Annotated in this window: 13 protein-coding genes and 1 tRNA gene; 9 read left to right on the top strand and 5 right to left on the bottom strand. The window is 70.0% G+C overall.

Going from position 1 to position 13,406, the window contains the following annotated elements; translation table 11 throughout:
* Positions 1 to 7: 7 nt before the first annotated feature.
* Complete coding sequence (locus tag ABT114_RS06670; RefSeq protein ID WP_351139291.1) at positions 8 to 961, bottom strand: intradiol ring-cleavage dioxygenase; 954 nt, start codon at positions 959 to 961, stop codon at positions 8 to 10.
* A gap of 104 nt (positions 962 to 1,065) precedes the next feature.
* On the bottom strand, positions 1,066 to 1,560 hold the full coding sequence (locus ABT114_RS06665; RefSeq protein ID WP_351139289.1) for an ATP-binding protein: 495 nt from the start codon (positions 1,558 to 1,560) through the stop codon (positions 1,066 to 1,068).
* A gap of 242 nt (positions 1,561 to 1,802) precedes the next feature.
* Here ABT114_RS06665 and ABT114_RS06660 point away from each other — a divergent pair, with 242 nt between their 5' ends.
* From ABT114_RS06660 to ABT114_RS06620, 9 genes are all read left to right on the top strand, one after another.
* A complete protein-coding gene (locus ABT114_RS06660) occupies positions 1,803 to 2,654 on the top strand; it encodes a hypothetical protein (protein ID WP_351139287.1) in 852 nt (283 codons plus the stop codon).
* 278 nt (positions 2,655 to 2,932) lie between these two features.
* Positions 2,933 to 3,694, top strand: coding sequence for a YcnI family copper-binding membrane protein (locus tag ABT114_RS06655; RefSeq protein ID WP_351139285.1), 762 nt, complete (start codon positions 2,933 to 2,935; stop codon positions 3,692 to 3,694).
* A 92-nt stretch (positions 3,695 to 3,786) separates the two neighbouring features.
* Complete coding sequence (locus ABT114_RS06650; protein WP_351139283.1) at positions 3,787 to 4,437, top strand: SCO family protein; 651 nt, start codon at positions 3,787 to 3,789, stop codon at positions 4,435 to 4,437.
* Positions 4,434 to 4,898, top strand: coding sequence for a copper chaperone PCu(A)C (locus tag ABT114_RS06645; protein WP_351139281.1), 465 nt, complete (start codon positions 4,434 to 4,436; stop codon positions 4,896 to 4,898). Before ABT114_RS06650 ends, ABT114_RS06645 begins: the two co-directional genes overlap by 4 nt.
* Before the next feature lie 13 nt (positions 4,899 to 4,911).
* The gene (locus ABT114_RS06640) at positions 4,912 to 6,951 is read left to right on the top strand and encodes a copper resistance CopC/CopD family protein (protein WP_351139279.1); all 2,040 of its coding nucleotides are present in this window, start codon (positions 4,912 to 4,914) and stop codon (positions 6,949 to 6,951) included.
* A gap of 8 nt (positions 6,952 to 6,959) precedes the next feature.
* A complete protein-coding gene (gene efeB, locus ABT114_RS06635; protein WP_351139277.1) occupies positions 6,960 to 8,273 on the top strand; it encodes an iron uptake transporter deferrochelatase/peroxidase subunit in 1,314 nt (437 codons plus the stop codon).
* Between the two features lie 140 nt (positions 8,274 to 8,413).
* Positions 8,414 to 9,346 carry a prephenate dehydratase gene (gene pheA, locus ABT114_RS06630; RefSeq protein WP_351139275.1) on the top strand — a complete coding sequence of 311 codons (933 nt, stop codon included), beginning with the start codon at positions 8,414 to 8,416 and terminating at the stop codon, positions 9,344 to 9,346.
* Positions 9,347 to 9,875: 529 nt separating this feature from the next.
* On the top strand, positions 9,876 to 11,153 hold the full coding sequence (serS, locus tag ABT114_RS06625; RefSeq protein ID WP_351139273.1) for a serine--tRNA ligase: 1,278 nt from the start codon (positions 9,876 to 9,878) through the stop codon (positions 11,151 to 11,153).
* Positions 11,150 to 11,956, top strand: coding sequence for an HAD family hydrolase (locus ABT114_RS06620; RefSeq protein WP_351139271.1), 807 nt, complete (start codon positions 11,150 to 11,152; stop codon positions 11,954 to 11,956). Before serS ends, ABT114_RS06620 begins: the two co-directional genes overlap by 4 nt.
* A gap of 13 nt (positions 11,957 to 11,969) precedes the next feature.
* On the opposite strand, the gene ABT114_RS06615 is transcribed toward ABT114_RS06620, so the two are convergent.
* From ABT114_RS06615 to ABT114_RS06605, 3 genes are all read right to left on the bottom strand, one after another.
* Positions 11,970 to 12,085 (bottom strand) — tRNA-OTHER (locus tag ABT114_RS06615).
* 266 nt (positions 12,086 to 12,351) lie between these two features.
* Positions 12,352 to 12,600, bottom strand: a complete 249-nt coding sequence (locus tag ABT114_RS06610; RefSeq protein ID WP_351139269.1) for an SGM_3592 family protein — start codon at positions 12,598 to 12,600, stop codon at positions 12,352 to 12,354.
* 78 nt (positions 12,601 to 12,678) lie between these two features.
* Positions 12,679 to 13,398 (bottom strand): ABC transporter permease subunit, encoded by a 720-nt coding sequence (locus ABT114_RS06605; protein WP_351139267.1) that lies wholly within the window; start codon positions 13,396 to 13,398, stop codon positions 12,679 to 12,681.
* Between the last annotated feature and the right edge of the window lie 8 nt (positions 13,399 to 13,406).

The following is a 13,406-nucleotide window of genomic DNA, read 5'->3' as shown; positions in this document are numbered from 1 at the left end:
CCGTACCTTACGAAGAAGCGGACGACGAAGGGGAGGCGCCGTCGCTCGGGGCGTCACTCGGCGGGGTGCCCGTCGGGGCGTCGCCGGGCGCGCCGCTCGGGGGCGTACCACCGCCGCCGCTGCCCGCGCCGGTGCTCTCGGCGTCGGGGTCGATGCCGAGGGTGATGAACCCCTTGTAGCCCTTCGACGGGTCCTTCTTGTGCACGGGCTCGAGGGTCAGCAGACCGCTGGACGCGCCGCCGCCGTCGTAGACCATGTCGTTGTCGAGCGTGGTGTAGCTGCCGCTGTGCTTCGAGTACGGCTCGAGCGCGAAGATCGCCTCGGCGGCGTCGTCGTCGAAGAACAGCTGGCCGGTGTAGTTGATCTTGCCGCCCTCGTACGTGCCGTCCTCCTTCGCGCCACCCGTGTGCACCCGCACGTGGATGTGGCAGGTACGCGGGGTGTACCAGCCCGGGAAGATCGTCTCGAACTTGACGACCCCGTTGCCGTTGGCGATCTGGTAACCGCGCAGGTAGGTGTTGTCGTTGGCGGTCGAGCCGTCCTCGCTCTCCGCGGGCGCGGAGCCGCCGGGGTTGGCGGTGGTGTAGCCCGAGTAGTAGCCCCAGGCGTCGCAGTGCCAGATCTCCACGGCCGCGCCGGCGACGGGGTTGCAGGAATCGGTGGTGTCCTGGACCGTGATGCGCAGGGTCAGCGGAACGCCACTCTTGCCCTCGGTGATGTCCTTACGCACCAAGGCGCCATCGAGGTAGTACGGACCTTCCGTGACGCTCGACATCAGCACGCACGCACCGCTGTTGGTCGAGGTCGCCGAGGCGGTGGCGCTCGCGTCCGCCTCGGTCGTCGTGTCGGCGAACGCCGACTGGTAACCGGCGACGGCCAGACCGCCCGCCGCCACAGTGCCTCCGGTCACCGCGATGGCGCGACGCCGGGTGATGGATTTGTTCTTGTGGTTTCCCGTCATGGCCGCGAACGTAGGAACGCAGGCCGTCAGGGACATGGGATGACGGTAAGAACAAGCTGTGAATGCTGAGGAAGCTGAAACCCCGGTCAGGGTTCTCGGAACGCTCAGGACGCCGTCACCAGCGGAGCGTTCTTGCGCCACTTGAGGATCTTGTCGAAGCTCACCACCGCGCCGCCCCGGCCCGGCCTGTTGCCGATGTGCACATGGTCGGCGAGCTCCTGGATGAGATACAGCCCCCGTCCGTGTTCCGCCTCGGCGTAAGCCCCGTCGGCGAAAACCGCGTCGGCGTAAGTCCCGTCGGCGTACGCGGCGCGGGCACTGCGGTCGCCGACGAAGCCCGGGCCCGAGTCGGCGACCTCGATGCGGCACTTCTCGCCGTCGAGGTAGGCGGTGACGCGGTACGCCTCCGAGTGGCCCCCCTGCGCGGTGCCGCCGCCGTGCTCGACGGCGTTGGCACAGGCCTCGCTCAGGGCGACGGAGAGGTCGTACGAGACGTCGGGATCGACGCCCGCCGTCTCCATCGTGCCGAGCAGCAGGCGCCGGGCGAGCGGAACGCTCGCGGCTTCGCGCCGCAGATGGAGTGACCACCAGATGCTCATGCTCCAGCCTCCTGGCTGCGGCTCGACATACCGTTACGTATTGCCCCGACGGCCCTTGCGTAAGCGCGGATTTGATGTGATGCCGCCCATTTAGGGGATGCGCTCGAGGGGTTAATCGGTGTATGAGGGACTCATCTGCACCAGTTGTCACAGAAGGTGATCTTCCGGTTTCCGTGGAATCCAGGTCATCTTGCGGACCTGCCGTATGAAGCCGATAAGGCCAGTGCAATGATGAGCCCGCCATGTCTGCCCCCCACCCGCGCACGGCGCGCTCCGGAAGCGATCTCCGGCTGTTGCGGGCCGCGGTGTTCGCCGCGGTCTGTGTCGTGCTGGCCGCGGCCGGTCACGTCCTCGCCTCCTGCGCCACCGTTCCGCTGTGGACGCTGGGCGCGGGATTCCTGGGGACCCTGGCGGTCGTAGTGCCGCTTGCCGGACGGGAACGCTCGCTGCCGGGGATCGCGGCGCTGCTCGCCGTCGGTCAGACCGTGCTGCACGCGTTGTTCGGGCTGGGGCAGCACACTGCCATGACATCGGCATCGACGTCCGGTGCGACGTCCATGGGATCCATGAGCTCGATGGGCTCGATGTCCGACGCCGCGCTCATCGAGCGGGCCGCCCGAATCCTGTGCGGAAGCACCGCATCGGCACTCAGCCCCGTCCAGGCCCAGCGGATCCTCGCCGACGCGCGGATCTACCCGGGAACGGGCACCGGCACGAGCGCCACCGCCATGCACGACCCGGCGGACGCCCTGTCGACCGCCGTCGGCTCCACGGCGTCCCTGCTGCCCTCCCTGCCGATGCTGCTCGGTCACCTCGTCGCGGCCCTCGCCGCCGGCTGGCTGCTACGCCGCGGCGACACCGCTCTGCTGCGGATCGTCGAACTCTCGGCGGAGGGGGCGCTCGTACGGTCCCTGCGCGGCGCGCTCGCTCTGGTGCGCGCCCTGCTCGCCGGACTGCCGGCCGCGCCGGAGGCGGGCCCGCGGCCGGCGCGCACCGCCTCGCACACCGCGCCGAAACCACGCACCGCCGCACTCCAGCACACGGTGATCAGGCGCGGCCCGCCGGCCGCCGCCGCACTCGTCCTCGCTGCCTGACACGACGCGACCAGCCGAGCCACTCCGCGGGAGTTCCGCGAGGAGGGGGCTGCCGCCGTCGTGCGGCACACGCGCGTGCACGTGATTCCGTCCGAAGGATCACCCACCGCACGCGTATCCCTCTTCATCGCCTGAATTCGTTGCCGGAATCCGGTGTCGGAATCCGGTGCCGGAAACGGTCGCCGGAATCCGTTGTCGGAATCCGCTGCCGGAATCCGGTGCCGGGATCCGCACAGGACTCCGCACCGGAACCACACTCGAAGTGGAGTGCACCCTTCATGAAGGCTTCCCGTATCGCCGCCGCCGCTGCCGTCGCCGGCTCGGCCGTTCTCGCCCTGTCCGCCCCGGCCTTCGCGCACGTCAGCGTGCAGGCGGAGGGCACGGCCGCCAAGGGCGGCTACGCCGTCGTCGACTTCAAGGTCCCCAACGAGCGCGACGACGCCTCGACCACCAAGCTCGAGGTCACCTTCCCGACCGACCACCCGCTGGCCTCGGCGATGCCCGAGCCGATCAACGGCTGGGACGTCAAGGTCACCAAGTCCAAGCTCGACAAGCCGCTCGAACTGCACGGCGAGAAGATCACCGAGGCCGTCTCCAAGATCACCTGGACCGCCACCGGCGACGGCATCGAGGCCGGCTTCTTCCAGAAGTTCCCGGTCTCCGTCGGCGCGCTGCCCGAGGACGCCGACGAACTCGTCTTCAAGGCGATCCAGACGTACTCCAACAAGGAGGTCGTGCGCTGGATCGAGGTGCAGGAGGACGGCGCCGAGGAGCCCGAGAACCCGGCTCCGGTGCTGGAGCTGTCCGCCGCCTCCGCGGACGAGCACTCCCACGGCTCGTCCACCGCCGAGGACGCCTCCGCCGAGACCGACGACGCCAAGGCCACCGCGAGCAGCGGCAGCACGGAAGCCGCCGACTCCGCCGACAGTTCCGACACCACCGCCCGCGTCCTGGGCGTGGTCGGCATCGCCGTCGGCGTGGCGGGCGTGGCGTACGGCGTGACCGCCGGCCGTCGTCGCGGCGCCGACAGCAACGCCTGAGCCTGATCGTTCGCGGTGCGCATCGGGGGTGTCCGGCACCCTGCCCGGCCCCCCGGTGCGCACCGGAGTTCACACATCTGGGACATTTCTCTATGCGCAAGAAGACGTTCGCCGCGGCCGCGCTGCTGGCCGCCGCCACGATGACCCTCTCCGCCTGCGGCAGCGGCGACGACAGCAACAGCCCCGTCGCCGTCGTCTCCGAGGACACCTCGCAGCAGGCCGCCACCGTCCTCGACCAGCCCTTCGAGAAGCCGGATCTCGTCCTCACCGACACCCAGGGCAAGAAGTACGACCTCCGCACGGAGACCGCGGGGAAGCCGACGCTGATCTACTTCGGCTACACCAACTGCCCCGACATCTGTCCGCTGACGATGAACAACCTCGCCGTCGCCAAGAAGCAGCTGTCCAAGGCCGACCAGGACAAGCTGCGGATCGTGTTCGTCACCACCGACCCGGACCGGGACACCCCGTCCGCGCTCGGCAAGTGGCTCAAGGGCATCGACCCCCAGGTCGTCGGCCTGACCGGCGACTTCGACACCATCCAGGCCGGCGCCCGCACCCTCGGCATCTCCATCGAGCCGCCGCACAAGGACAAGAACGGCAAGACCGTCTCCACGCACGGCACCCAGGTCATCGCCTTCTCGCCGAAGACCGACGGTGGTTACCTGCTCTACGGCGAGGACGCCACCGTCGACGACTACACCAAGGACCTCCCCAAGATCATCAAGGGGGAGAAGCCGTGAGGCTGCTCGGTACGGCGGCCGTGGTGACGGCCGGGGCACTGGCCCTGGCCGGTTGCGGCGGCTCCGACTCCGGTTCCGGGGCCTCGGGGTCCGAGCTGACCGTCAGCTCCGCCTACATGCCGCAGCCGGTCTCCGACTCGATGGCCGCGGGCTTCCTGACGATCGCCAACAAGGGCGGCACGAAGGACGAGCTGACCTCCGTCACCAGCGATGTCGCGGGCAGTGTCACCGTCCACGAGACCGTCGGCTCGTCGATGGAGGAGGTGACGTCCCTCGCCGTCCCCGCACACGGTCAACTCGTGTTCAAGAGCGGCGGAAACCACCTGATGTTCGAGAAGCTGAAGCGCAAGCCGATGCAGGGCGAGAAAGTGACCGTCGAACTGCACTTCGCCGAGTCCAGCCCCGTCACGGTTGAGATACCGGTGAAGTCAGCCACGTACAACCCGAAGACCGGGCACTGAGGGAGGGACCACCTTGACGCAGACCATCGCTCCGCGCGTCCGCACCCTGGTGCTGCTGTTCCTGGCCGTCACCGGCGCACTGCTCGTCGGCGCCGGTCCGGCTTCCGCGCACGCCGCGCTGACCGGCAGCGACCCCGCGCAGGGGGTGGTGGTCGACAAGGCCCCGACGCAGGTCTCGCTCACCTTCTCCGAGCAGGTCGCGATGTCGGACAACGCACTGCGCGTGCTCGACCCCAAGGGCAACCGCGTCGACAGCGGCAAGCCCGCCAACGTGAGCGGCACGACGTACGCCGTGCAACTGCACAGCGGACTGCCCGACGGCACCTACACCGTCACCTACCAGGTCGTTTCGGCGGACAGCCATCCCGTCTCCGGCGCGTACACCTTCTCCGTCGGCTCGCCGTCGCAGACCACCGTCTCCGTGTCCCAGCCGACGGCGGGCGGCGGAGTGGTCGGCTGGCTGTACGGCTTCGGGCGGTACATGTCGTACGCCGGCTTCATCGTCCTGGTCGGCGGGGCCGCCTTCGTCCTCGCCTGCTGGCAGCGCGGCTCCGGGGTGCGGGCCGTGCAGCGGCTCGTCGTCTCCGGCTGGGTCGCGCTCACCGCGGCCACCTTCGCGCTGGTGCTCCTGCGCGGCTCCTACACCGGCTCCGGGAAGGCCGGCGACATCTTCGACCTGGACCTGCTCGGCGAGGTCCTCCAGACCAAGACGGGCGCGGCGCTGGTCTCCCGGCTGCTGCTGCTCGCCGCGGCCGCACTGTTCATCGCCGTGCTCTTCGGGGCGTACGACAAGCGGGACGACGAGGAGAAGCAGGACCTGACGTTCGGGCTCGCGATCGGCGGGACGGTCGTGGCAGCCGGGCTCGCGGCGAGCTGGGCCATGGCCGAGCACGCCTCGACCGGGCTCCAGCCAGGCATCGCGATGCCGGTCGACGTCGTCCACCTGCTGGCCGTGGCCACCTGGCTCGGCGGGCTCGTCGCCCTCCTCGTCTCGCTGTACCGGGCCCCCACCGACACTCCCGTCGACGCGTCGGCCGTACGCCGCTTCTCGACCGTCGCCTTCGGCAGCGTCGTCACGCTGGTGGCGACCGGGGTGTACCAGTCGTGGCGCCAGCTGGGCTCCTGGTCGGCGTTCACCGACACCACCTACGGCCAGCTGCTTCTCGTCAAGATCGGTCTGGTGGCGCTGCTCGTCGGCGTCGCCTGGATCTCACGGCGGTGGACGGCGAGGCTGTCGGACCCGGCGGCGGCCAAGGAGTTGGTGAAGCCGCACGCGGACGAGGACGAGGGCGAAGAGGAGAGGGAACCCGCGGGCGTACGGAAGGGTTCGGCGTCCGCGGCCGGGGAGTCGGCGTCCGGCACAAAGACGTCGGCGGCCGAGAAGGCTACGTCCGGCACAAAGACGTCGGCGGCCGAGAAGGCTACGTCGGGCGCGAAGGCGTCGGCAGCGGGTGACACCGAACGTGCCGCCCAGCTCGCGCGCCAGCGCGCCGCCGTCGACGCCGCCCGGCAGAAGCAGCTGCGCGACGCCGACCCGGACCGCCACGGACTGCGCCGCTCGGTGCTCGCCGAGGCGGGCGTGGCCGTCGTTCTGCTGGCCGTCACCACCGTGCTGACGCAGACCGAGCCCGGCCGCACCGAGCAGGAGGCCAGGGCCGCCACGTCGTCGTCCTCGTCGTCCTCATCCTCGTCCTCGGACACGTCCGCCTCGGGCGCCCTGACGCTCGACATGCCGTTCGACACCGGCGGCAAGGACGGCAAGGGCGTCGTGAGCATCGACCTCGACCCCGCGCGGGTCGGCGCCAACGAGATGCACGTCTACGTGGAGCGGCCCAACGGCCGCGGCTTCGACGTCCCCGAGGTGAAGGTCGCCTTCACCCTCACCGCCAAGGACATCGGGCCGCTGCCCGTCGTCCCCGACCACATCACCACTGGACACTGGGCCGCGAGCGGAGTGCAGATCCCCATGGCCGGCGACTGGAAGATCGCCGTGACCGTGCGGACCTCCGACATCGACCAGGTGACCGTCTCCAAGAACGCGCAGATCGGCTGAACCACACCATGGCTGACCAGTCCATCCCGGACGCCCGTACTCCGGAGACGCCCCTCGATGGGGGCGCTTCGGAGAAGGCATCCCCCCTGGAACGCCCCTCCCAGGGGGGCCTCACGCGGCGCACGCTGCTCGGCACCGCCGGTGCCACCGGGCTCGTCCTCGGCGCGGCGGGCGGAGCCGTGGGCTATGCCGCCGCGCCCGCCCCGGCCACCCCGCTCGCCTCGCTGGGCGCCGACCGGGCGATGTTTCACGGGAAACATCAGCCCGGCATCACCGAGGGTCTCCAGGCCCGTGGCCATCTCGTCGCCTTCGACCTGGCGGCCGGCGCGGGCCGCAAGGAGTCGGCCGCGCTGCTGCGCCGCTGGTCGGCCACGGCCCAGCGGCTGATGGCGGGCGAGGCTGCCGCGCACGACGACACGGATGTGGCCCGGGACGCCGGCCCGTCCTCCCTGACGATCACCTTTGGCTTCGGATACAGCTTCTTCGCGAAGACCGGGCTGGAGAAGCAGCGCCCGGTCGCCCTCGACCCGCTGCCCGACTTCTCCTCCGACCATCTCGACAAGGCCCGCAGCAACGGCGACCTGTGGGTGCAGATCGGCGCCAACGACGCCCTCGTGGCCTTCCACGCCCTGCGCGCCGTCCAGCAGGAGACGGGCAGCGCGGCGCGCATCCGCTGGCAGATGAACGGCTTCAACCGCTCGCCCGGCGCGACCGCCCACCCCATGACCGCCCGCAACCTCATGGGCCAGATGGACGGCACCCGCAATCCCAAGCCGACCGAGTCCGACTTCGACCAGCGGATCTTCGTGCCCGCGTCCGGCGCGAAGGACCCGGCATGGATGGCCAACGGCTCCTACGCCGTCGTACGCCGTATCCGCATGCTCCTCGACGACTGGGAGCAGCTCTCGGTCAAGGCCCAGGAGCAGGTCATCGGGCGTCGCAAGTCCGACGGCGCCGCGCTGTCCGGGGGCACCGAGACGACCGACATGGATCTGGAGAAGCGGGACTCCAACGGGGACCTGGTCGTTCCCCTCGACGCACACGCCCGTATCACCCGGCCCGACCGGAACGGCGGCGCGGCGATGCTCCGGCGACCCTTCTCGTACCACGACGGTTTCGACACGGACGGGGTGCCGGACTCGGGGCTGCTCTTCATCTGCTGGCAGGCCGACCCGCTGCGCGGCTTCGTGCCCGTGCAGCGCAAGCTCGACCGGGGCGACGCGTTGTCGAAGTACATCCGCCACGAGGCCAGCGGACTGTTCGCCGTGCCGGGCGGGGCGGCCGAGGGCGAGTACGTGGGGCAGCGGCTGCTGGAGGGATGAGGGTCGCCCCTGGTCGCCCCTGGTCACCCTGGGGGCGCCTGGCGAGCGACAGTCAGCGGCTGAGAGCGGCTGACAGCGGCTGACAGCGGCTCGGATGAGATACGCACGCCGGGCTCGGCAAGGCCCATTAGGGTGAGGTCATGCCAGCCAGTTATGCGTATCTCGGTCCCGAAGGCACCTTCACCGAAGTCGCCCTGCGCACGCTTCCGGAGGCGGCGACCCGGGAACTGATCCCGTACGTGTCCGTGCAGTCCGCGCTCGACGCGGTGCGCACCGGCGAGGCCGAGGCCGCGTTCGTGCCGATCGAGAACTCCGTCGAGGGCGGCGTCACCACCACCCTCGACGAGCTGGTCGCGGGCGCGCCGCTGATGATCTACCGCGAGGTGCTGCTGTCCATCACCTTCGCGCTGCTGGTCAGGCCGGGTACGAAGCTGTCCGACATCAAGACGGTCACCGCCCATCCGGTCGCCCAGCCCCAGGTGCGCAACTGGCTGAAGGCGAATCTCCCGAACGCGGTCTGGGAATCGGCCGCCTCGAACGCGGACGGCGCCCGCCTGGTCCAGGAGGGCCGCTACGACGCCGCCTTCGCGGGCGAGTTCGCGGCCGCCCGTTACGGCCTCGAGCCGCTGGAGACCGGGATTCACGACGCCGAGAACGCGCAGACCCGGTTCGTGCTGGTCGGCCGGCCCGCCCGGCCCGCGGCACCGACCGGCGCGGACAAGACGTCCGTCGTGCTCTGGCAGCGCGACGACCACCCCGGCGCCCTGCGCGACCTCCTGGGCGAGTTCGCCACTCGCGGCATCAACCTCATGCTGCTCCAGTCCCGCCCGACCGGCGCCGGCATCGGCAACTACTGCTTCTGCATCGACGCCGAGGGCCATATCTCCGACCGACGGGTGGCGGAGGCCCTGATGGGGCTGAAGCGGATCTGCCTGGAGGTGCGGTTCCTCGGTTCGTACCCGCGTGCGGACGTGAGCGTCGAGGACGTGCGCACGCTGCGGCGCGGGACGTCGGACGAGGAGTTCGTGTCGGCGGCGGACTGGGTGGCGCGGTGCCAGGACGGCCGGTTCTGACCGGTCTTACCTGCCGCCTTTCGTTATCCACAGAAGTTATCCACAGGGCCGCTTCTCGACCTGGGGACAAGTCGACAGTGAAGCGCCACCTAGTCGACAAATCGCCCTAGGGGTCTTAATCCTGTCCACAGCCCCCCACGTCACCCTTCGTCCACCCGTTTCCTTCGATCAATCCTTTGGGGCGACTCATTTCCACTCGAAAGTGGGCGTGAAGTTGGCTTGAGGCGGGAATTCCTCGCCCGGCATGCCCGATTCGGAATGATCACTTCCGACGTCCACAGATCTTTCGCACAGCCTGTGGATAACCCTCCGGAAGGATCTCCCCCTGTGGACAACCCCGCCCCCAAGTCCCGTTCTCCACAAGGGGATCGAGTCAACCCACCGCTGCCGGGCTGCCCTGTTCCAGGGAGTGAGACGCCTTTTATTGACACGCTGGAACACACAGGGCGATTGACCTGTAACGGAACGTTCGTCGTCATTCGGAATAGTGAGTCGTGGGCCGTCCCCCTGCACCGGTAGCCTTGACCGCGTGATTGACCTTCGCCTGCTCCGTGAGGACCCCGACCGTGTGCGCGCCTCCCAGCGCGCCCGTGGAGAGGACGTCGCGCTCGTCGACGCTCTCCTGTCTGCCGACGAGCGGCGCAGGTCGTCCGGCGTCCGCTTCGACGAGCTCCGTTCCGAGCAGAAGGCGCTCGGCAAGCTCATCCCCAAGGCCTCGGGTGACGAGAAGGCCGAGCTGCTGAAGAAGGCGGGCCAGCTCGCCGCCGACGTCAAGGCGGCCGACGCCGAGCAGCATGAGGCGGACGAGGAGACCAAGCAGCTCCTCCTCCAGCTCGGCAACCTCATCCACCCCGACGTCCCGGTCGGCGGCGAGGAGGACTTCGTCGTCCTGGAGACGCACGGCACCATCCGCGACTTCGGCGCCGAGGGCTTCGAGCCCAAGGACCACCTGGAGCTCGGCGAGGCGCTCGGCGCCATCGACGTCGAGCGCGGCGCAAAGGTGTCCGGCTCGCGCTTCTACTACCTGACGGGTGTCGGCGCGCTCCTGGAGCTCGCTCTCGTCAACGCAGCGATCGCCCAGGCCACCGAGGCCGGCTTCACGCCGATGCTGACCCCGGCACTGGTCCGCCCGCGCGCCATGGAGGGCACCGGCTTCCTCGGTCAGGCCGCGGAGAACGTGTACCACCTGGAGAAGGACGACTACTACCTGGTCGGCACCTCCGAGGTCCCCCTCGCGGCGTACCACATGGACGAAATCCTCGACGCCGACAAGCTCCCGATGCGGTACGCGGGCTTCTCGCCGTGCTTCCGCCGCGAGGCCGGTACGTACGGCAAGGACACCCGTGGCATCTTCCGGGTGCACCAGTTCGACAAGGTCGAGATGTTCTCGTACGTCGCTCCCGAGGACGCGGAGAACGAGCACAAACGGCTCCTGGAGTGGGAGAAGCAGTGGCTGACCGGCCTCGAGCTGCCCTTCCAGGTCATCGACGTGGCGTCCGGCGACCTCGGCGCCTCCGCCTCCCGCAAGTTCGACTGCGAGGCGTGGATTCCGACCCAGGGCAAGTACCGCGAGCTGACCTCGGCGTCCAACTGCGACGGCTTCCAGGCCCGCCGGCTGTCCGTGCGGATGCGCGACGGCAAGAAGGTCCAGCCGCTGGCGACGCTCAACGGCACGCTCTGCGCGGTACCGCGCACGATCGTGGCGATCCTGGAGAACCACCAGCTGGCCGACGGCTCGGTGCGCGTGCCCGAGGTGCTGCGCCCCTACCTGGGAGGCCGTGAGGTCCTCGAGCCGGTCGCCAAGTGAGCACGGGCTTCCCCTACCGGCTCGTTGCCACCGACCTCGACGGAACGCTCCTGCGTTCCGACGAGTCGGTCTCGCGGCGCACCCGTGACGCGCTCGCCGCGGCCACCGCGGCGGGCGCCGCGCACATCGTCGTGACGGGACGCGCCGCCCCCTGGACGCGGCACATCCTCGACGACCTCGGCTACCGGGGCCTTGCGGTCTGCGCTCAGGGCGCGCAGGTGTACGACGCCGGCGAGCACCGTCTGCTGACGTCGGTGACCCTGGACCGGCAGCTGGCGGGGGTGGCTCTGGCCAAGATCGAGGCCGAGGTGGGTCCCCTGTTCCTGGCAGCGAGCCGCGACGGCCTGGACGGCGAGGTGCTGGTGGGCCCCGGCTACGCGGTCACGGGCGCGCTTCCCGCCACTCCGTTCACGGACGCGTCCGACCTCTGGACCGCTCCTCTGAACAAGATCTACATACAGCATCCGACGCTCACGGACGACGAGCTCGCCGAGGCGTCCCGCCAGGCCGCAGGCGGTTTCGTCACGGTCGCGATGGCGGGCGCGGGCATCGTGGAACTGCTCCCGCTGGGTCTGTCGAAGGCGACCGGCCTGTCGCTGGCCGCGCGCCGCCTGGGCCTGAAGGCCGCGGACACGATCGCCTTCGGCGACATGCCCAACGACATCCCGATGTTCGCCTGGGCCTCACGGGGCGTGGCGATGGCCAACGCCCACGAGGAACTGAAGGCGGTCGCCGACGAGGTGACGTCCTCCAACGAGGACGACGGGATCGCCGTGGTACTGGAGCGGTTGCTCACTCGGTAGCAACCGCGTCCGGCGGAGGATGCACGGATCGAACGTGCGCGGGGGTGACCCCGACCACGACTTGCTTTCCTTGAACACAGCGCAAGGAACACAGCGCAAGCCGGTGCCTTACCACTCGGCCAATCCTCCGGGTGGGCGGCCCACGCGAGAGCGAATCGCGTGCTCGAAGCGGCCGCCCCGGACAGCTCCCCATACGAGGCGGGCTCGACGGAGCGTAGCTACTCCGGAGTCCGCCGCGGGCTGCCCTGTCGGGAGCTGGACGTACTGTCGTGCATGGACATCGCCCGGCTCCTCTCCCAGAACGTGGCGCCGGCTCGTACCCGGCGGCGTGAACACAACCACTGTGCCTGGCCGCCGAGTTGGGCGCCACTGAATATCGGGTGGCCGCAGGGCTGCTACCGGCGCCGCCACCTGCGCCGGCGGGCCTTGCTGAAGAACCATCCGGCGGGCGGCTCGTCGGAGCGCCAGGGCTGTGGCTCGGGCCCCTGCGCACGCCAGCGGGCGGCGAGCATACGGGCCCGTGCGGACGGCTCGGCCGTCCCGGCGGCCCGTATGAACTCCTCGTCCAGGACGAGGTCGTCCCACACGTCCTCGCCCGGCCCGCCCTGCCCACGGCCGTCGCTCCGCGGCGTCTCCTCTGCCATCCCCGGCCTCCTAGCCGTGCATCCGCTTTGCCCAGTGTGCCCGGACAGAGATGAAGCCCCTGTCAAGACCGGGCACCGCTACTCCTCCCCGGCCAGCGTCAGCGAGCGCAGCTTCTGGCCCGCGTACCAGGTGGCCAGCACCGTGACGCCGACGAGCAGAACCGTCGCCGTCGTCAGCCCGACGTCAGAGGTGACGAGTTGCCCGCCGGCGACCTTGTGGGCGACGGCCAGCGACCACTGCTGGACACTGAGCGTGCGCGCACCCGGCACCAGGGAGCCGAACAGCGCCTCCCAGACGAGGGCGTAGACCAGCCCGAAGACCACCGCGTGCCGGGACACCGTGCCCAGCAGGAGGAAGAGCGCCGCGTACGCGATGGAAGCGACCAGCGCGGCCACCGTGTACGCGACGGCGATCTGCTGCCCGTTGCCGTTGAGGATCAGCCCGGCGATCAGGGTCGGCAGCGCCGAGAACACCATCGTCACCGCGATCGCCACGATCAGCTTGGTGAAGATGATGGTCGGCCGCTTGAGCGGCTTGGACAGCAGGTACACCACCGAGCCGTCGTCGATCTCCGGCCCGATCGCGCCGGTGCCGGCGATGACGCCGATGATCGGCACCATCGTGGCGAGCGCCAGCCCGCCGAGCACGTCCGACGCCGTCTGATCGTCGGCTCCGGTGAGGGCCCGGACGGCCACGGAGATCACGATCAGCAGCAGCGGCAGCGCGCCCAGGACGAGGGCACGTCGGCGGCCGAGCAGGGCCCGGTAGGTGAGCCGGGCGACTGTGGGGTCGTACATCTTCGGCC

The sequence above is a fragment of the Streptomyces sp. NPDC002088 genome, assembly GCF_040296605.1.
GTDB lineage: Bacteria > Actinomycetota > Actinomycetes > Streptomycetales > Streptomycetaceae > Streptomyces.
This window is presented reverse-complemented; position numbering and strand designations above follow the sequence as displayed.